Here is a 20,649-nt window from a genome sequence, read left to right on the forward strand (position 1 = left end):
TTAAAGAATACTGTTGAAAGACGCAAAAATAAAATTTATATTGGTTGAATTACTGTTTTTTAGATATGATTAACAAGCCCATAAAGGTAAGCAGACCGTTAATAACCAATAACTCTAACCCAATTTGATAATTACCGAAAAGTGCCTGCTGGTATTTATCAATAAAAAAACAAGCTAGCGGTGCCGCAATACATACAACCGGTACAAATTTATCCTTAACACTTCTTTTTAATAAAATACCAAAAGTAAAAAGACCAAGTAGTGGCCCATAAGTGTATGCTGCCACTTTTAATATAACACCAATCATACTTGGCTCATTGATCCACTTATATAACATTACAAATAATAAAAAAATACCTGCAAATACAAGGTGTACCCGTTGCCTTAATTTTTTCTTTTTTATATCCGTTAAATCGATTCTTCTTTGTATGCCAATTATATCGATACAGAAAGAAGAGGTTAATGCTGTAATGGCACCATCTGCACTGGGAAATAATGCCGATATCAACGCAATAATAAAAATGATTGAAATAAAGGGTGGCATGTGTTGTAAGGCAACAACAGGAAATATTTTATCGCCAATAGCAGTAACATTATTTTGCGCTGCAAACAGATACAGTAATCCGCCGAGAAAAAGAAATAACAGAATAACCACCAGCAGTATCACGGATAAAGTGATCATATTTTTTTGCGAATCTTTTAGCGTCTTCACAGAAATATTTTTTTGCATCATCTCCTGGTCCATACCGGTCATTGTAATAGTTATAAATGCACCAGCCACAATTTGCTTCACAAAAAAAAGCTTGGTATCCGGGTCAGTAAAAAAAATCCGGCTATATCCCTTTTCATTCATCGCCTGCAAACTTTCACCAAAGCCAATATTTAAGTTATTTAAAATATAGATCACACAAATTATCAGCCCTGCCAGCATGCAGGTTGTTTGTAAGGTATCTGTCCACACAATGGTCTTTACACCACCTTCGTATGTGTATACCAGTATCATAATTAAAATAACCAGTGTGGTAACCCAAAAAGGCACACCAAAACTTTTTAAAATAGCTTCCTGTAAAATATTTACAACAAGATAAAGTCTTGCTGTGGCACCTAAAGTTCTTGATAAAATAAAAAACGAAGCCCCGGTTTTATAGGATATAAATCCTAATCTGCCGCTGAGGTAATTATAAATCGAAGTAAGATTAAGCCTGTAATAAATGGGCAGTAATACAAATGCAATTATTATATAGCCAATAAGGTAACCCAGCGTAATTTGAAAATAGGCAAACGATTCTTTTGCAACTGCACCAGGCACACTCACAAACGTAACACCGCTAAGCGAGGTACCAATCATACCAAATGCAACCAGCATCCAGTTGCTATTTTTGTTTCCTATAAAAAATGTTTCATTGGTAGAATTTCTGGAGGTGCGCCACGCCACAAAAAGTAATACTATAAAATACAAAAGCACTACAGGAAATAAGATAGTTGGAGACATTTATTATTTATTTACCTAAAATTAAGATTGAAAATAGAGAAAAACTTTGTGTCTTTGCTTATAAATAATGTATAAAATTATATGCAGTACAAATCAATAGCTGTTTTTTGTGGCAGTAAAACAGGCAATAATATTTTATTTGCAACGCATGCAACCCAACTTGGTTACTTGTTGGCCGAAAAAAATATTACGCTTATTTATGGTGGCGGCAATAAAGGTTTAATGGCTTCTGTAGCCAATGCGGTGCTGGAAAAAGGTGGCAAAGTAATTGGCATTATTCCACAGGTTTTAACCCAATGGGAACACCATCATCAAGGTATTACAGAATTGATTGTTGTTGAAACGATGCATGTTCGCAAACGCATGTTGTACGAAAAGTGTGATGCTGCTATTGTATTACCCGGCGGTTATGGCACACTGGATGAATTATTTGAAATGCTTACCTGGAACCAGCTCAGCATTCACGATAAACCCATTTATATTTTAAACAGTGACGGTTTCTATGACGGCTTAATAATACACATCAACAATATGCAGCAGGAAAATTTTCTATACCATGAACCTGCAAATAGTTTTACTGTGGTAAATACACCAGAGGAGATTTTTATTGCGGATCAATAACGTTCTCTTCTTTGCCTTCCCTGGAACAAACCAATATTGTAACCAGCCCTGACTACAGGTATCATCCGGTGATAAGAATCTATATAAGGTGAATTGGGTTGTTGTGCCACATCAAACATTACAGACAGGTAGAAATAGGAATTATTTCCTTCTGAACGTCCACTACTGTAACCCGCTCCCAGCAATACACTGTTTACATCTGTTTTACTTTTTGAAATTGTACCAACGCCTGGCTCTATCACTTTCCGGCTTATAAAATTATGTTCATACTGTGCCTCCAGGTACAAAAAATTAATAGGAAAAACTCTCACAAACGCACCAGGACCTATATTGGTTTGCCGATACTTAATTCCGCTGTAATCTTTTTGTCCCTGATAAACAAAATTTAAACTCACAGCAGCATCCAGCCATTTTGTAACATTGTAACCCAGGTAGGGGCTTACTCCCAAAGTTGTTCCTCCGGTATAAAATGCCAGTGTAAGATCGCCGCCTGTAAATAATTTATCTTTTTGAAATCCGGAAGGTTTCTCTTCATCCTCTCCAGTTTTTTGAGCAAAAACTGATGTTGAAAAAACAATAACAGTAACCAATAAAAATATCTTTTTCATTTGTTGTTTTTTGAGCTTACGGATTATTTCATAATCCAGTAAAATTTGGTGTTCTATAAATATATTCTTGTAAAAATCGTTTAAAAGATTGAGTTATGCTTTAATCAATTTTAAGTGAGTACAATAAATATTGTTAATTTTTATTGCACGCTTTAAACGACGCACCTCCGAATATCTTTTAAGGTAGATTTTAAATAAGTTTAGAAGTATTACTGCAAAATAAAAAGGAAATAAAAAATGCTTTTAAAATTTTGGACAAATAACCTGACGGCTATCGCCGTTAGAATCGCCATAGTAGCCCTTCCTTATTATATTGAATTCGGAAGCCCCCTGCAGATTATTATAATTTCTTAAAGAAGAGGTAGTAGCATCATAGCTAAATGTAAAGCGAACAAATTTAACTTCGAATCCAACCATAGGTATAATGGCATCGCCACCCCGATAATACAAACCCGCCAATAATTGGGTAGCTCCACCAGCTCCGGAAAGATTATAATTGGCATTTAATCCAATCACTATTTCGCTTGATTTTGCCTGCGTAGTGTAATAGGCATTGGGGTTAAGAATAACCCGGTCGTTTACTTTTAAAAGTGCATTGATAAACCCAATATGGCGCATAGATAATTTTGAGCTATCTGCATTATCACTAAAAAATGTTTCCTGCGGGCGGTTTACATGATGTATCGAATAGCCTCCGTTGATATACACATTTTCATTAGGGAAATAAGCATAATTTAAACCAACCTGTATATCAAAATAGCTTACATTATTGTTTACTAATACCACATCTGTAGGTGTATTTGAATCAAAAAATTTTCCATCAAACTGGTCAGGAAACTTTAATTTGCTTTGATCAATTCTTTTGTTTGCCCAACCAAGATTAAAGCCTGCGGTAAGCAAACTGCTGCTTGCAAGCATCTGATGGTACGCTATAGAACCGTAAACTTTGGTTGAACGCAGACCGCCGCTACCTGCTACATCACTTAAGATAAAACCGCCCAAACCCAGCCAGCCATTCTCTATCTGATTACGCAAAACTTGTGCGTCTCCGAATATACTTACTGTTTTATAAGGAGCTGCCAAAATGGAAGAATACTGGTTACGGTAACTGGCGCCCAGCCTGTAATCTGCATCCGGAATAAAACCTGTATTAGCCGGATTGATTGTTAGCGGCGCATTAAAAAACTGGGAAAAATGTAGGTCCTGTGCCTGAACAAATGTGGCAATTTGCAGGCTAACCGCTATTATAAAAAATATTTTTTTTCCGTTTTCCATTTAGGCTTATTCAGCAAATGATTGTTTATCTTAACAAAGTAATGTCTCCTGCTTTTCGATATTTTGTGCCATCTGTAAATTCAACATCCAGTGTATAAGTATATACTTCCAATGGTTGAAGCGCTCCTCTGTAAGTACCATCCCATCCCTGGTTGATACTTGTACTTATAAATATCAGCTGCCCCCGACGGTTATAAATTTTCCAGTTCATTTTTCCAATTCCAAAACCTTTTACATTTATAACAGCATTTTTTCCAAATTTACCCGGCGTAAATGCATTGGGTACATCAATCAGTGGGATAACTTTTGCAGACACATCTAAACAAAAAGTATCAATACAACCGGCTGCATTGATCGCCTGCAAGCATACCTTATAGGTTCCGGTAGCTAAAAACTGATACAGCGGATTGGTTTCAGTAGATGTTTGTCCTTCACTAAATGTCCATATATAACTGGTGGCACCCACAGAAAGATTTGTAAACTTTACCGGTGTATTTTCCGGCGATGGATTGGGGGATGCACTGAAGTTTGCAGCAGGAATTTCGTACACAGTAATAGTAAAACTGAAAGAATCTATTTTATTACAGGTAGAAGTATCATTGGCAACCAACTTAACAGAGTATGTACCGGCATTTGCATAAAAATGAACCGGATTAACATCTGTCGAAGTGCTGCCATCGCCAAAAGTCCATTTAAAATCGGTACCCCCCAGAGAAGTGTTATTAAATAAAGCATTGTAAGGCTTGCAACCTTTTTCGGGTGTTGCAAACTGTGCCTTAACCGTAACGGCTAAACGCACCTGATTAACAACAGAGTCGGGCGCATTGCAAAAAACCGTATCATCCACCACCAGCCGCACATTATAGGTACCAACTGATGCATAAGTATGTTGTTGATTTCCAAAACCGGATCTTACCAGTGGTGTGCCATCTCCAAAATCCCATAAAAAACTCGTGGGTTTAAATAAAGGTATTCTGGCTGTAGTGGTATTTGTAAAAATGTAGGAAAGATTAGTACAAGGTGGAATTTTATTTGCAATAAAATCCGGGTGTACTTCATTATTACCAACCTTAACATTGATATACGCCGTATCGGATATATTACAGGTGGCTGAATCAATAGAAACCAGCATCAACCTGTAAATGCCCACTTTGGTATATATATGAGTTGTCGAGTTTTTGGGTGTAAAAGTGGTGTCTTTTTTTGGGCTGTTGACATCGCCATAATCCCAGATGTACATTTTTCCTTTTGCGAGCGTGTCAGTAAACTGAATGGTAAGTGGCACGCAACCAACAGTATCAACCACGCCGTTGATGGTTGCTTTTACACTTGCGCCAATTCCGCCAAAATTCATTTCTATTTTAACTGCGGCTTCGTTGCAATTGGAAGATCCGTTTACAGGTGCCCAAACACCTGGGGTAGTGGGAAAAAATCCTGCAGTACGCGGCCCTCCGCAATTGGCGCAAATGGCCTGGTAAATAATTCCGTTGGCATCAAAGCGGCTGGTTCCTCCGTCTACATGGTCATCAAAACCACCTGTTTGTCCGAAAAAGCTGCCGAATAATTGGCTTTTAGCATCTTTTTCCAGAACAAAAAAGTAGAAATCGCCCCCGTCGCTGACAGATTTGAGCGCATTGGAAGTAACCGGCATTCCCCGCGTTCCTGCACATGGATATTGCCGGTCATTATTGAATTTGCCCCCCCAACCAGATACATACACATTCTGACACCTGTCTACCAAAAAAGCAACTGGTGAAATATTTGGAATGCTTGAGTTGGTACCGAATATGGTGGAATACACAAAAGATGATAAATCTGGTTGCAACTTGGCAATAAACTGCTTCGCACCAGCATTACTATATGCAGCATTTTTAACGGGCCAGTTACCGGTAGTAGCACCCATAATATAAGGAAATCCAAATTTGTCAAACTGAATTCCATAAACAAGGTCATTACCACTGGTGCCCGCGAAAATAGTTTTTATAATAGCAGATCCAGCGGTTGTAATTTCTGTTACAAATCCATCTGTAGCGCCTCCCTGGTTTGTAATGCCAAGCCCCGGTTCTGTTGGCGATCCGGGAATGATACCGGGAAGCACTGTACTTGTGGTTCCACCGGCCACATATAAATTTCCATTTGCCGGATTGATTGACAATACAAAACAGGCATCGCTGCCCTCTCCTCCAAAAAAAGTACTGAAAATAATACCCGTAAGATTGGGGGTAAATTTCATCACAACTCCATCCTGCCTTCCTCCACCATATTTACTTTGAAACACTCCGCTGGTTACCGGAAAATCTGCTGATTGAGTGCAGGATGCCAGGTAAATATTGCCGCCGCCATCCAGTATCACTTCACTCCGTGCATCATCCCCATAATTTCTTCTTGTTTCGAAAGCGCCATCTGTTTGGCCATTGGGTGCCCCTACCAGAGGAGAGTATTTGGGTTTAATATTAACGCCATCATCTCCGCTCCCTCCCACTTTAATTGATCCAATTAAAGCCGTGCCGGTTGAATTAAATTTCGTAACTACAATATCGTATCCCCCGGGTATCCCTATAAAAGGCGTTGTTGTAGGATAATCGGAAGATGTTGTTCTGCCTGCAACAATCAAATTTCCCTGTCCGTCACTAATCATACTGTGTGGCTGTTCGTTGCCCGTTGCCCCACCCAAATAGGTGGCATACATCCGGTTAAGCCCATCGGGTGAAAATTTAATAATAGCAATATCATAAGGGCCGTTGGCGTCTTCTTGTGAGCCACCGTTAAAAGTTTGATTAAAAGCGCCTGTTGACGTTGGATATCCTGAACCAAAAGAGATACCGCCTGCAAACAAACTTCCATCCGGGCCCGGGGTTGCTGTATATCCCCAGTTATCGGTGGTGCTTCCTGTAAAGGAACTAAAAATTAATGTTGGATCAATAATAAGCGTTGCATCGGGAGAGTAATTTTTAATTTTAAATCTTACCACGTTATCTTTTACCACATATTTACAATCCACGTTTGTTCTACCCGCCGTGGATACCTGGTACGAATAGGGGTATAATTCTTTTACGTCACCAACTGAAGTACCAATAACCAGTTCCTTATTTCTTACTTCCAAATTATCAACTCCCTCATACTTCAATGCAATGTCGTTTACATTACCTCCGGGATGAACAATTAAATCATATTTTAAAGTGCCGGCATCTGTATAATATCTTACATCAATATTAGGATACATATTGGTGTAGGTAACCCCCTGATAAATTTTGCAACCACCTTTCCATTTGCTTTTATCGTTGCCTATAAAATAGTTATTGTAAGTAGATAAGGGCTTATCTGGCCGGGATTCTGTAGTATTCGATGCCCCTAAAAAATTCACTCTATAAGCATGTGAGTGAATTACGAGATTATTATTTTTTGGCAGAGAAGATTTACTATTGATAGTTCTTGATTCAACCGTGTTGCTGTCTGTACCAAGACGCCCATGCATTTGATCGGCAAGTTTTTTCAGATCATCTGAATTATGCAGTACAACACTAAAGCCATTTTTTTGTAAAAAAAATGCGCCGGTAGATATCTCACTTTTAAATTCAGCCCTGCTGTCCCACTGACCTTTGTTTTCAATAAATTGTAACTGGGCAAAACATGTACCGCCTATAAATATTATTGAAGACGTAAGAAACAGATAAAGCATTATTTTATTAATACATTTCAATAGAAAGAATTTTATACAAAGTACTCTAATATAACCACACAATCTACCCGATTGTTGCGTTTATGATTTGTTAACTATTAATTACGATATTTTACTCCAAACTGTTTTACCTTTTTGAATTTGCAAGTAACTTTTTACTGGCAAATTTTCTGCCATTATTAAATCAGGATCAGTATTTATTATTTCTGTCGCTGCATTTTTTGCTGCTTCCAGCATTACTCTGTCATTGACTATGTTTGCCAGCTTAAAGTTTAATAAGCCACTTTGTTTTGTTCCCTCAATATCTCCGGGCCCACGAATTTCCAAATCTTTTTCTGCAACTTTAAATCCATCATTGGTAGCACATAAAATCTTTAATCTTTCCCGTGCATCTTTTGATACCTTATTGCCTGTTAATAATATACAAAAGCTTTTTTCGCTTCCCCGTCCTACCCTACCTCTTAACTGGTGCAATTGCGATAACCCGAATTTTTCTGCGCTTTCTACTACCATGATGGAAGCATTGGGTACATTAACCCCTACTTCAATTACCGTAGTACTTACCATAATCTGCGTATCGCCCTTTACAAACCGTTGCATATTGGTATCTTTTTGTGCAGCAGGTTGCCTGCCATGTACCATACTAATCCAGAATTTCGGTTCCGGAAAAAATGATTTTACTTCTTCGAAACCTTTCATCAGGTTTTCATAATCCATTTTGGCAGATTCTTCTATTAATGGATAAACAATGTACGCCTGTCTGCCTTTTTTAATTTCATCCCTGATAAAATCCATTACCATTGGGCGTTTGCTTTCAAAACGATGTACGGTGGCAATTGGTTGTCTGCCGGGAGGCAATTCATCAATCACGCTGTAATCCAGGTCACCATAAGCCGTTAATGCCAGCGTGCGGGGTATGGGCGTTGCTGTCATTACCAGCACATGAGGTGGCAAACTATTTTTGTTCCACAATTTTGCCCTTTGCGCCACTCCAAACTTGTGCTGCTCATCTATTACTGCAAAACCCAGGTTTCTAAATTTAACTTTATCTTCTATTACCGCATGCGTTCCAACCAATATATTTAGCGTGCCATCTTCACAAGCTTTTAAAATTTCCCGGCGTTGTTTAGCAGCAGATGATCCGGTTAATAGTTTTACACAAATGGGCATATCTTTTACCATGGCAGAGATGGTATTAAAATGTTGCTGCGCCAGAATTTCGGTTGGTGCCATTAACACAGATTGAAAAGCATCGCAATTGGTTGGGTGAATATTGTCTGCCGCAATCAACATACTTAATAAAGCCACAATAGTTTTTCCACTGCCCACATCCCCCTGTAACAACCGGTTCATTTGTTTGCCGCTGCCAATATCTTTTCGTATTTCTTTTAATACCTTTTTTTGAGCATTGGTTAATTTAAAAGGAAGGTAAGTATTGTAAAAAGTATTGAATAAATCGCCCACCTTGTTAAACGTCCAGCCTTTGCTAAAACGGTGCCGTGTACTGCGTAACAGGCCCAGCCGCATCTGGGCAAAAAATAATTCTTCAAACTTTAAGCGCCTTACTGCATGGGTATACATTTCTTCGGACGCTGGAAAATGGATAGAACAAAATGCGTCCCAACGGGAAATAAAACGATATTTTGAAAGAAGGGTTTCGGGAATGTTTTCCGGAAGGTCTTTGACAGATAATTGCTGTAATAATGCATAGGTTAGTTTTGCAAATGCCCTGCCAGTTAAACCGCGTGCTTTTAATTTTTCTGTAGAATAATAAACAGGCTCCAGAAATTTTTTACCCTCCGCTTTTTCAGCAGCGTACAATTCAATTTCAGGATGATTGATCTGCACCTGGTTCATAAAAAAACTTACCTTTCCAAACACCAGATAATAGTGGCCAACGGTTAGTAATTTTTCTGCCCAACTGATGCCCTGAAACCAAACCAGTTCCATTTGGCCGGTATCATCCTGCAGGCAGGCTACCAAACGTTTGCTTCGCTTCTCCCCTATCAGTTCCACATGCGTCAGCTTTCCCGCCACCTGTGCATAGTCGGAACCAGGATTGAGAGAAGCTATTTTATCTATTTTGGTTTTATCTACATGGCGAAAAGGATAATATTCCAGCAGATCTTTAAAAGTAAAAATGGCTGATTCTTTTTTCAGCAGTTCGCCTCTTAACGTTCCAACACCTTTAAGGTACTCAACCGGACTGGATAATATATTGGGAGAAGATGAAATAATAAATTGTTTATACAAATATATTTCTTTGGAAGCAAAATCTGCCTTATCACCCAAGGATTACAGATGATGACTTCAGGAATAATTAAACATGATTTTTTAAAAATAAATTTAGCGGTGGGCATATTGCAACTGTAACCAGTTTATAATGCGTACTATAAAATAAAAACGATTACGCCTTGTCTGTAATGTAGTTTAAGAAGGTCTTCTGGCAGGTGCATTTCTGCTAAAATGCATTGGTTTTTTACCATGTTTAGTACCGGTTTCCCTGGGGATAAATGCAGATGGTGAGTAAACAGGAGCTTCTCCAAATTGTTCGGGAACTATTTCCTTTGGTACCGGTTTACCTAATAATTTTTCTATAGCTGCAAACTTGCGTTGTTCTTTTACACTGATAAATGTGATGGCCGTACCTTCTGCTGCAGCCCTTGCCGTACGTCCGATGCGGTGCACATAATCTTCGCCATCATGTGGTACATCGTAGTTTAAAACAAGGCCAATATTATCAATATCAATACCACGGCTTAATATATCTGTTGCCACTAAAATCTGTAGCCGCCCGCTTTTAAAATGCATCAGTACTTCTTCTCTTTTATCCTGCTCCAGATCACTATGTATTTCATCCACAGCCAGTTTTGTTTTTTTTAATTCCCTGTTTAATTCTTTTACACTGTTTTTACTGCTGCAAAAAATAAGTACAGAAGAAAAAGTCTTTTGCATCAACAGATATTTAACCAATGGTATTTTTTGGGTGTCGTATACAACGTACGCCAGTTGCAAAATTTTTTCATTGGGTTTGCTGATAGAAATATTTATTTCAGCAGGCTGGTGTAAAATACGCCGGGCCATTTCCCGTATTTTATGCGGCATGGTAGCCGAAAACAAAAGGTTTTGACGCTTGGCAGGTAAGGCTCCGATAATGCGCATGATGTCATCATAAAAGCCCATGTCCAGCATGCGGTCGGCTTCATCTAAAATTAAATATTTTAATCCCTGAAATTTTACATAGCCCATATTGATGTGTGCCAGCATTTTACCGGGCGTACAAATCACAACATCGGCACCCACACTCAACGCCTTTTTTTCCTGGATAAAAGCGTTGCCATCACCACCGCCATAAACAGCAATAGAACTTACGGAAGTAAAATAGCTTAAGCCTTCCATGTGTTGTGCTATTTGTATAGCCAGTTCCCTGGTGGGTACTATTACAAGCGCTGTAATGCTATGGTGGTTAACCGGACTGGAAATAATATTATTGATAAGGGGCAATAAAAAAGCGGCTGTTTTACCGGTCCCCGTTTGGGCCGATGCAATTACATCTTTGCCTGCTAAAACCAGTGGAATTACCTGTTCCTGAACAGGCGTTGCTTCATTGTATCCCGAGGCTTCAATACCTTCTATTAATCTTTCGTCAAAACCAAAATCTGTAAACTTCAAAATGCGGAGGGTAATTAAATTAAAAGAGTGTGTGTTGTTATTAATGGTATGTTTATTCTGCTTCTATCGCAACAGTAGTTTCTGTTTCTACCGGTTGTGGCGTGGTATTTTTTATAGTCAACTGAAATTTTGTATTCAATATCACTTCAAACTGGCCGGTACGTAAAACTGCTTTAGTGGGTTCATCTTCCAACATAGCGCTGGCCAAATGACTGGCAAGTTCTGACCCACTAATTACATTACTTACTTTACCATCTGTAAAAGCAATTACAAATTTATAACCTGCCTTTCTTCCTGTCCCAGCTCTTTCAAAATCTTCTCTGTTAAGGCTTAGCAACTGATCGCCGGCAGAAGATTTTTTTAATAAAATTCTGATAACCGGCAGGTATTTGTTCCAAATATATGTATACATAATAAAAGATTTTAAATGGTGTTACTTTCAAACAAATCACAGATATTGAACGAAAATAAAATATGGCTTATAAAGATAGGCTTTAAAGACGGATATTGATGCTTTGATTTTTAATGCCCCTTACATGCTTCTCTTTTATAATGTGTAATTATATGCTGGTAACTCAACAGTTCCTTTTATTGTAAACAGGTGGTAAAATTATCTTTTAACGCAATATTCCCTATTTACCGGAGAGCCCATCTGTGCACTTTTTAACCCTTAACCAGATTTTTTTAAAGATATCTTTTTCTTCAAAACCATTTGCTTTAATTACTTTTCAATTGATCTTACTGAAGTTTACCCAAAAAATTTAATCAGGGAACAAACGCAATATTATACAATCTGCCGGGTTGTCATCCTTGTCGTTGCTTATACCTTTATTTGCTTTTTTGAGCAATTCAAAAATACCATCTTCCATAGCATGATTAAAAAAAGTGGAGATGCCGGAGAAACGCCTGGACAGGATAAATACCTTTTTTACCATCAGTTTTAGTTTGAAATTCATACCCATATATGTGCTTGTAAAATAAGCAATGGCATGTACAGTGGCGGGAAGGTTGCGATGCCGTTATATCTTCTCACCCTTCTATCTTCTAAGTTGCAGGATTATTCGATGTACCTGAAACATTGGTCGTATTTCCATCTGGTAAGATAAATTTCTACTATTTTGTGAACATCTTTTGGCGCTTTGCTATCGGGTTTTTTATTGGTGAGCAGTATCAAAGGATGCTGCCCAAATCCTTTGATGAGAACTGCATTCATCCATTTATCCGGCTTATCATACAGGGCTATTTTGGTAATACCAAAAGTGAGGTCGATATGGGATTCTTTGCCATCTTCTATTTTAGTGATTTGTACCTTGTAGTTGATAGTTGTGCGCTTTTCTAATTTATCAGCCTGAACAGGCACTACGCCACCATTTTTATTATGTGTTACCAACCAGCGGTTGAGTTTTAAGCAGGTTACAAATTTTAATTTATTGCCCGTAAAATGTTCAATAATTTCATTGCAGTCGCCACCGCTGTTAATTGACCAGGTGCCAGCTGTAGCGGTTTTTGCGATTACCTTATTGATGGCTTATATTATTTTTTGGATGGCTGTGATATAGGCTTCTTATTTGTCTTAAAAGGCTTAACAATATAGCGGCACTACTTTATTGTATTCTAAATTTGCTACTGTTACTTGGCATAAATGGTAACCTGTTGCACCATTGCCTGTGCTTCCATCATAAATGCCGCAAAGGTTTTCCATCACTTTAGCATAGGGTTTCATTGTATTACCAAGGTCAATGGCCGTCACCATTTCACCGGTTATTTTATCATCGCCAAGGCGAATAATCTGGGTGTTGATATAATCGCTAAATCTTCGTCGGATAAATTACGGCAGAGGCGTTCCGTTGTTTTTATCAGTACAAGATCTTCCTGCAAGCTATCGGCAACCTTGCATATCTTAATATCTTTGGCGGCCTGAATACCGTAAATCAATTCTTTAATAATTCTTTTAGCAGGCTTATTAAGGCCCTTGCCCAAGATCCCTGAAAATTTATTAGCTGGCGAATTTAAACGCCCAATAGCAGGAGAGTTTGCAGATGCACAAAGCCAAAGCGTTAGCCAGCGTGGCAACACAAAATAGTAAACAAATAAGCGAAAACTTACGGGCAAAAAATTGCAGTCGGAAAGACTGGCTATAAAAATTAAACAGAAACAAATTACATTTTACCCAACACAAACATAGGACCTTTCGGCGATGTATTGCCTGATTCGCTCTCAAGTGTTATCGCAAAGGCATCCACCTTGCCAAAAGTTTTCATTTTCTGAATGCGGTATTTCTCTCCTTTTTTTGAAGTTAAAATCATACCTCCGCTAACCGGTTTACCATCTACAATTCCCCACAACTGGTACTGCTTTCCTGCGGGAGCTTCGGGTAAATTGACTGGATCAAGATATACTTCACCCGTATTTTCCATCCAGAATATTTTTGCGGCGGCATTGGGTGATGCTTCAAGCCCTTTTAAAGAAACGGGTTTGCTGTATTTATTTTGAACCACCGCCATATCTCCTTCCATCGTTTTATTCTCATCTTTTAAAGCTGCCAAATCCTGTTGTGTTTGCTGCAGATTTTTGGTGATGTCGTTACTTTTGTTGTACAGCACCATATTTAATGCAATGCTTCCCAGCAACAATACAACAGAAGCTGCTGCTGCATATTTCCAGTAAGGAGCAATACCTATTATTGGGGCGGGGACACTATTGATTGATTTAACAGGCGCAACGGTTTTAACTTCCTCCTTTTCATTGTTAATGCGGGCAAATATTTTTTCTTTAACACTTGCAGAAGGTTCCATTGCAAGTGCCTGCGCATACGATTCCATATCAGCGTCTATCAGGGCTAACTCTTCAGCTACTTCAGGGTATTGAGCAATGTAAGCCTGCACATCCTTCTGTTCCTCCTCAGAGGCAAGGCCGGCAGCGTATAGCTCTAAAATTCCTGATAATATGATATCCTGTGATTTCAATTGTTATGTAACATTTTTCTTAATTCTAAAATTGCTGTACGCATTCTTGTTTTAACGGTGCCCAATGGTATACCCAGTTCTTTTGCAATTTCATCCTGGGTAAATCCGTTAAAGTATGCCATATCTATGATAATGCGTTGTTCGGGTTTTAAATTAAATAATTGTTTTCGTATACCTAAGGAGTCAAATTTAAGATGAGGATTGCTTGTATCCGGTAAATTATTTACGGAATTTTCATCGCCGGAGATTTTGCTTTGCTTTTTATATCCCTTGCTGCGCAATGTATCAATGGCAAGATTTCTGGTTAAATTCAGCATCCAGGTAAACAAACGTCCTTTTGACTGATCATATTGATTAAAATTATTCCAGATTTTTACAAACGCTTCCTGCAATATATCTTCTGAAAGCATGATATCTTCTACCATTCTAACGATAATGTTGTTTAACGCACTCGCATAGTTATCGTATAAGTAGGAGAATGCCTGCTTATCCTGGCGCTGCAATAAAGCAACCAGCTCTTCCTCACTATATTTATTAACAGCTTCCAAAAAATGTATTGTTCTTAGTTTAAGTTGTTAAAAATAAAGCTATTTTAAATACCTTTTGTATAATTCAATAATTAAATAATGTTATTAAAGGCTGTTTCTGTTTTACCTGTTACCAATATTACCGATGCCATTGATTTTTATAAATGCAAACTAGGTTTCAAAGGCTTAAATTTTGGCGATTATGCAATACTAAAATGTATGGAAGCCGAAATACATTTATCTATGGCCGATCCAGCTAAACAATTTACACCTGGCGGCTGCTATATTTTTGTGGATAATATTGAAGATCTATACGCAGATTTTTCTGCAAAAAATTTAATTTTCCCAAGAGGACAACTGGTAAACAAACCCCGTGGTTTTAAAGAGTTTATTATTTTAGACAACAATGGTAACGTACTACGTTTTGGGCAAAAGAAATGAGCCGTCTTCATCAACACAGGATTGCCGATGCTAAGATATCCAGGGAATTAATTTTTAAAATTTTATCATATGCAGGTTACTATTTTAGATCAATGGCCTGCACTTCGTACACAGGGCTAAACAGGTATATTTTGCCTGTGGCCAGCTCTTTGCATTTAAAACGCTTGCGAATTCTTTCTTCTTTTATGAAAATGCGGCCACCTTTTATAGTAAATTGTGCGCCTTCAGGCAGGGTTTCAATTAAAGTTATACCGTCCTTTTTCTTGTCATATTGATGCAATACCCTCAGCAATGCGGTATCGGCACAACTACTGGCAGCGGGGTTTTGCAAGGTTTTAAGTAAAGTACGCTGAATATCTGCAGGAAAAATATGCTTCGCTAAAAACTGCGCCAGTACTTTGCTGAATTCGTTCTTCCATTCCTGGCCATGGGCTAATACCCGGTGCCCGTATCGCTCAAAAGTAAATAAGTGTGCCAGCTCGTGTAAAAGCGTAATTAAAAAGGAGTAAGGGTTCAGATTGCCATTTACACTAATGCGGTGATTTTTGTTTTGGTATGAATTGCGATAATCGCCCAGCACCGATTTTCGTTCACGGGTGATCGTTAGCTGAACTTTATAATACATCAGGTAGTGACATACCTCGTCAAAACTACCATCGGGTAAATAATTTTTTAACTGGTGTAACGGTGCTTCCTGCTTAGGCATTTTTTTGACGGTTCAATTTGGTAACCAGGATAACTTCTGCCACCAGGTAAATAAGGTACATAACCATGGACACAATAACGGTAGCCTTGCTAAACTTTTCCTTCATTAAAAGCCAATAAACAAAAATAGCAATCATGCAGGCAAACATTTTTATCATCATGCCAGCCATTACACTGCGCACAAATACATGGGGGTTAGCATTTTGCAATGCCTTTTGCTGAATAAAAAACGTAATGAGTGTAAGTAATAGGAATAAAATATTGGCAATCTTCAACACATCAGTAACGATTCCCCATTTTACCAATAGTGTTTCACCCAAAATAAAAAATCCATTGCAAATAATAAATACCAAAACCAATGGTAATAAAAATTTTTTTTGTGTCTTCATTAAATTACCATTGGTGATAAATTTTATTTACTGGTTAACTGCTGTAGCCAGCTCAACATTTAACCCAACAATATTGCTAAGTTCTATAACACTGGCTCCCATTTGGCAACGTCCGTTAAAGGTTGCAGTTGGTTCTACTTCAAGCTTCCCTGTGCAAATATCACCATCCACTACACATTTACCGCGTAATTGCAGTACTTCTTTAACATCTATTTGTCCGGTTACTTTGCCTAGTACATCGGCATTTTTTCCCTTAATGGAACCATCAATTGTTCCGTCGGCTCCAACTAAAATCTTTGATTTAGAGCTAAGGTTGCCAACTAAGGTTCCATCAATCCTTATGTCGCCGCTACTTTCGATATTTCCTTTAATAATGGTTCCGGCACCAATAATAGTTGTACTGCCTCCGGATATTTCGCAACCCGAAGATTTAGATTTTGAATTGAACATGATAGCTGATTTTTTTAGGTTTGGAATTGGTTAGTCAAAATTTATTTTACAAAAAACTTATCTTTCAATAATAACAGTCAAGCAATATTGATTTATATCTCTATTTCTATTATACCTTCTATTTCTCTATTTACCGCACGCTTTAGACGAACAGCATTAAAACAACGATCAAATAGATTTGGTGGTATGCACACCGCAATAAATTTTTGCTATTCATTTGTATTATCTTCTTTTGGCAAGTCTAATTTGCTGGTATCCAGTGAAGGTATTTTTCCTTCCAGCACTTTTTTTAGATCATCTAAATATTGCTGTTTAAATTTCATGGCATTTTCCATCGAATCAGCCCTTATTTTAAGTTGTCTGTATTCTCTTACCTGCCTTGCATCGCCGTACCCTACTCCAGGCAAATAATATTTTATGGGCGTAAAAACAATAAGGGCAACTGTTAAAATAGTGAAAAACACAAATACACTACTCAGGATAATATACACGCTAAGCCTGCTTAAACGAAACTTTACCACTTCTTCATAAGTATCCTCATTCATTACTACCAGCAGATACCTGTTGCGTAAACGTTTTAATGTATTGTTTCCTTCTAAGAGGGCCATATTTCTGTATTGGATGTTAAAAATAAGAAACGAAAGGCATTATCCGATAGTAATTGGTAAAAATAACCGATATTTATCCGCATTATTTTAAACAATTATTCATGCAAAAAAGGATCTTATTCAGGCTATTGTTATCATCAGTTTTATTCACCTGTGTACATGTTGTTTTTGCACAACCTGCCTGGACAATTAATTTGCTGGATTCTTCTAAAAGATCGAAAAAATTTGAAGAACGAAAATTAGGTTCCGAAAAAATGGCTGACAAAAAATTCACGAAATTGCGGCATATTTTTCAAAATAATTATACCCATTTTAACTACTATTATAATGCCCATAATAAAATAAATACTGTTATTGAAAGGGCAAAAGCAGCACAAAAAGACGACTATACCAAACTACTCCGGTATTATCCATATAGCCTGGAAAATACCGCTACCCAAAAAACAGAACTGGACTCGGTAATTTATAAAGCCACCGCGGGTATTTTACTGCATGACCTTCGTAATGACTGGGTGGACAATATGTATTTATTAATGGGGCAGGCTTATTTTTTTCGCAAAGATTTTGATTCTGCGGCGGCTACTTTTCAATTCATTAACTACAATCTTTTTCCGCGTAAAAAAGATGAAGATGATAACCACGTTGTAGGTACCAGGTCGGCATCAAGTAGCGGCAACCTTAGCATTGCCAACAAAGAAAAACAAAACATTCTTCAGAAACTTACGGCACAGCCACCCAGTAGAAATGATGCGCTGATATGGATGATACTTACGTTGATTGAACAAAATGAACTGGGAGAGGCCGCCTCCCTGATCAATACTTTACAACACGATGATAATTTACCAAAACGCCTGGTAAACGACCTGGCAGAAGTAAACGCTTACTGGTTTTACAAACAAAATATCTACGACAGTGCGGCTACACACCTGGAAGCTGCATTAAGTAATGCGCCCACAAAACAAGACCAGGCAAGATCAGAATACCTGCTGGCACAATTGTATGAAGCCACGCATAAGTTTGATAAAGCTTCTTTTTTTTACAACCAGGCATCAAAACATACTACCGACCCGCTGATGGATATTTATGCCCAGTTGAACAATGCAAAAATGATGAAAGGCACGGACTCTGTGGAACTGAAAAAAAGTATTGACAACCTGGTACACATGACCAAAAAAGATAAGTTTGAACCTTACCGCGATATCATTTATTATTCTGCCGGGGATTTATCAATGCAGCGGCCAGACAGCAATGCAGCGATATTTTATTACAATAAAAGTCTGCATTACAACGAAGCCAATATATCTTATAAAAACAAAGCTTTTTTACAATTGGCAGATATAGGCTACAACCGAAAGCAGTACAAGATGGCCTATGCGATGTATGACAGCCTGCAGGTAAGCGATACTTTATTAACTGATCGCTTACCGCAGATAGAGGAACGAAAAAGTGCCTTGTCAAAAATTGTAGAAAAAATTATCATTATTGAAAGAGAAGATAGTTTACAAAAAATAGCAGCCATGTCATTGGCAGACAGAACTTTTTTTATAAAAAAATTAGCCAAACAATATCGTAAATTAAATGGATCAAAAGAAGAGGAAAGCGATAACGGATCAATGCCCCTTAGTTTTGATAATAATAAAAATCAACCGACGGACCTTTTCTCTGCCAGCAGTAAAGGAGATTGGTATTTTGACAACGCTGCTATGAAATCAAAAGGGCTGAGTGAATTTAAAAGAAAATGGGGTAGCAGAACCAATACGGATAACTGGAGAAGAAAAAGTGCAGCCGCAACAATTCCAAAAAATGAAAGTATAGTTACTCCGCCAGACTTGGGTGGTGCAGACATGGATGCAGTTTCAGCAAAAATTGCTGTTGAGGCACTGATTTTAAAAGACAAGAAAGATGTAGAAAATACGGCTGAAGAAAAAATTAAACAACCGGAAGACCAAAGCTTTGAAGGATTAATGGCTAACCTTCCTTTGACACCAGAAAAATTAGCAGAGAGCAATACCCTTTTATCAATTAATTTATTTGATCTGGCAAAATTATACCAGAGCAGTCTTGAAGATTATCAGCAGGCCATCACTGGTTATAATCAGTCTTTACAACGTTTTCCCGATTCATTGTATGAGGGGGATATTTATCTTGGCCTGTATTATTGCTACACTAAATTGGGCAACGCAGAAAAAGCAGCGTATTATAAAAGTATTTTGAATACCAAATTTGCTGCAAGCCCTTCCAATAAATTATTAACAAACCCGCCTTCAACCGCGATAAGTAAAAAAAATGAGGCAGGAACCAAACAGTATGAAGCCATTTACAATTTATTTATAGAAGGTAAATTTGACGAAGCACTTGCCGGAAAAAAAATGGCTGACAGCCTGTATGGTAATAATTACTGGAGCCCGCAACTACTGTATATCGAAGCGGTATATCATGTAAAAAAACAGGAAGATAGCCTGGCTATTGAAACACTGAACCATTTAATAACCCTTTATCCAAAAGCACCGCTTAAATCAAAAGCAGAGCGGATGATAGACGTTTTAAAAAGAAGAAAATCTATCGAAAGTTATTTAACAGCACTTAAAATTACGAGGGCAAAAGAAGAGGATGTAATAGCCACACCCAAAAATAAGCTGGTAAGAAATGATTTAAACCTGATTGTATCGCCGAAACTTTTTGACAGCAGCAAGACCGTACTGCCAGGTAAACAGCCTGTAACAAAAGATTCCGCTAAAAAAGTAGCGGCTGTTATAACCAACGGACCATTTACTTTTAATATGACAACACCGCAAAATGTAGTGATAGTATTAGACAAAGTAGATGGCACATATATCAACGAAGCGAAAAATGCTTTTACCAGGTTTGTGGCAGAAAATTTCAGGAATCAGGCTATCACCGTTACAAAAACGGCTGTTGATAAAGATGTTTCTTTAGTAGTTTTCACTTCTTTTGCCAATGCGGAAGCAGCGATGCAGTTTTTATACAAGGTTAAAAAGGCTGCACCGGATGAAGTATCCTGGTTACCTGCTGCCAAATATTCGTTCCTGATAATTTCTGATATTAACCTTGAATTGCTGCAAAACAATAAACATTTAAAAGAGTATAAAGACCTTTTAAACAAACAATTTCCCGGTAAATTTTAATAGCTTGCAGGTCTTTAAACAAGAAAAAGACAGAGTAATCTTTGCAATGAATTACACTCTAAAAATCTGA

Annotated in this window: 20 protein-coding genes; 3 read left to right on the forward strand and 17 right to left on the reverse strand. The window is 37.8% G+C overall.

Annotated elements, in window-relative coordinates:
- Nucleotides 1-49: 49 nt before the first annotated feature.
- Nucleotides 50-1,492 carry a sodium:solute symporter gene (locus tag H7254_RS13585; protein WP_301933484.1) on the reverse strand — a complete coding sequence of 481 codons (1,443 nt, stop codon included), beginning with the start codon at nt 1,490-1,492 and terminating at the stop codon, nt 50-52.
- Between the two features lie 81 nt (nt 1,493-1,573).
- Between H7254_RS13585 and H7254_RS13590 the strand changes: the two genes are divergently transcribed.
- Nucleotides 1,574-2,113 carry a TIGR00730 family Rossman fold protein gene (locus H7254_RS13590; RefSeq protein ID WP_301933485.1) on the forward strand — a complete coding sequence of 180 codons (540 nt, stop codon included), beginning with the start codon at nt 1,574-1,576 and terminating at the stop codon, nt 2,111-2,113.
- Here H7254_RS13590 and H7254_RS13595 read toward each other — a convergent pair.
- The 12 genes from H7254_RS13595 to H7254_RS13650 all read right to left on the reverse strand — a co-directional run bounded on the left by H7254_RS13595 (nt 2,107) and on the right by H7254_RS13650 (nt 14,861).
- Nucleotides 2,107-2,721, reverse strand: coding sequence for a hypothetical protein (locus tag H7254_RS13595; RefSeq protein WP_301933486.1), 615 nt, complete (start codon nt 2,719-2,721; stop codon nt 2,107-2,109). The two genes, H7254_RS13590 and H7254_RS13595, sit on opposite strands and share 7 nt — an antisense overlap.
- Before the next feature lie 243 nt (nt 2,722-2,964).
- Complete coding sequence (locus H7254_RS13600; protein ID WP_301933487.1) at nt 2,965-3,996, reverse strand: PorP/SprF family type IX secretion system membrane protein; 1,032 nt, start codon at nt 3,994-3,996, stop codon at nt 2,965-2,967.
- A gap of 25 nt (nt 3,997-4,021) precedes the next feature.
- Nucleotides 4,022-7,675 carry a PKD domain-containing protein gene (locus H7254_RS13605; RefSeq protein WP_301933488.1) on the reverse strand — a complete coding sequence of 1,218 codons (3,654 nt, stop codon included), beginning with the start codon at nt 7,673-7,675 and terminating at the stop codon, nt 4,022-4,024.
- A gap of 102 nt (nt 7,676-7,777) precedes the next feature.
- Entirely contained in the window at nt 7,778-9,928 is a 2,151-nt protein-coding gene (gene recG, locus H7254_RS13610) for an ATP-dependent DNA helicase RecG (protein ID WP_301933489.1), read from the reverse strand.
- A 177-nt stretch (nt 9,929-10,105) separates the two neighbouring features.
- A complete protein-coding gene (locus H7254_RS13615) occupies nt 10,106-11,347 on the reverse strand; it encodes a DEAD/DEAH box helicase (RefSeq protein WP_301933490.1) in 1,242 nt (413 codons plus the stop codon).
- Between the two features lie 52 nt (nt 11,348-11,399).
- On the reverse strand, nt 11,400-11,759 hold the full coding sequence (locus H7254_RS13620; protein WP_301923363.1) for a hypothetical protein: 360 nt from the start codon (nt 11,757-11,759) through the stop codon (nt 11,400-11,402).
- 349 nt (nt 11,760-12,108) lie between these two features.
- Entirely contained in the window at nt 12,109-12,303 is a 195-nt protein-coding gene (locus H7254_RS13625) for a hypothetical protein (RefSeq protein WP_301933491.1), read from the reverse strand.
- 101 nt (nt 12,304-12,404) lie between these two features.
- A complete protein-coding gene (locus H7254_RS13630; RefSeq protein WP_301933492.1) occupies nt 12,405-12,737 on the reverse strand; it encodes a hypothetical protein in 333 nt (110 codons plus the stop codon).
- A gap of 192 nt (nt 12,738-12,929) precedes the next feature.
- On the reverse strand, nt 12,930-13,100 hold the full coding sequence (locus tag H7254_RS13635) for a hypothetical protein (protein WP_301933493.1): 171 nt from the start codon (nt 13,098-13,100) through the stop codon (nt 12,930-12,932).
- 8 nt (nt 13,101-13,108) lie between these two features.
- Complete coding sequence (locus tag H7254_RS13640; RefSeq protein WP_301933494.1) at nt 13,109-13,420, reverse strand: hypothetical protein; 312 nt, start codon at nt 13,418-13,420, stop codon at nt 13,109-13,111.
- 86 nt (nt 13,421-13,506) lie between these two features.
- Entirely contained in the window at nt 13,507-14,313 is an 807-nt protein-coding gene (locus tag H7254_RS13645; RefSeq protein WP_301933495.1) for an anti-sigma factor, read from the reverse strand.
- Nucleotides 14,310-14,861, reverse strand: coding sequence for an RNA polymerase sigma factor (locus H7254_RS13650; protein WP_301933496.1), 552 nt, complete (start codon nt 14,859-14,861; stop codon nt 14,310-14,312). The genes H7254_RS13645 and H7254_RS13650 overlap by 4 nt, the downstream gene beginning before the upstream one ends.
- 78 nt (nt 14,862-14,939) lie before the next feature.
- Between H7254_RS13650 and H7254_RS13655 the strand changes: the two genes are divergently transcribed.
- On the forward strand, nt 14,940-15,281 hold the full coding sequence (locus H7254_RS13655; RefSeq protein WP_301933497.1) for a hypothetical protein: 342 nt from the start codon (nt 14,940-14,942) through the stop codon (nt 15,279-15,281).
- A 79-nt stretch (nt 15,282-15,360) separates the two neighbouring features.
- Here H7254_RS13655 and H7254_RS13660 read toward each other — a convergent pair whose 3' ends face one another.
- The 4 genes from H7254_RS13660 to H7254_RS13675 all read right to left on the reverse strand — a co-directional run bounded on the left by H7254_RS13660 (nt 15,361) and on the right by H7254_RS13675 (nt 17,433).
- Nucleotides 15,361-15,987 carry a SprT-like domain-containing protein gene (locus H7254_RS13660; protein ID WP_301933498.1) on the reverse strand — a complete coding sequence of 209 codons (627 nt, stop codon included), beginning with the start codon at nt 15,985-15,987 and terminating at the stop codon, nt 15,361-15,363.
- Entirely contained in the window at nt 15,980-16,375 is a 396-nt protein-coding gene (locus H7254_RS13665; protein ID WP_301923354.1) for a hypothetical protein, read from the reverse strand. The genes H7254_RS13660 and H7254_RS13665 overlap by 8 nt, the downstream gene beginning before the upstream one ends.
- Before the next feature lie 27 nt (nt 16,376-16,402).
- Nucleotides 16,403-16,825 carry a polymer-forming cytoskeletal protein gene (locus H7254_RS13670; protein WP_301923353.1) on the reverse strand — a complete coding sequence of 141 codons (423 nt, stop codon included), beginning with the start codon at nt 16,823-16,825 and terminating at the stop codon, nt 16,403-16,405.
- Between the two features lie 209 nt (nt 16,826-17,034).
- Nucleotides 17,035-17,433, reverse strand: coding sequence for a hypothetical protein (locus H7254_RS13675; protein ID WP_301933499.1), 399 nt, complete (start codon nt 17,431-17,433; stop codon nt 17,035-17,037).
- 101 nt (nt 17,434-17,534) lie between these two features.
- Between H7254_RS13675 and H7254_RS13680 the strand changes: the two genes are divergently transcribed.
- Nucleotides 17,535-20,579, forward strand: a complete 3,045-nt coding sequence (locus H7254_RS13680; protein WP_301933500.1) for a hypothetical protein — start codon at nt 17,535-17,537, stop codon at nt 20,577-20,579.
- Nucleotides 20,580-20,649: the final 70 nt, after the last annotated feature.

The organism is Ferruginibacter sp., assembly GCF_014377975.1.
Lineage (GTDB): Bacteria > Bacteroidota > Bacteroidia > Chitinophagales > Chitinophagaceae > Ferruginibacter.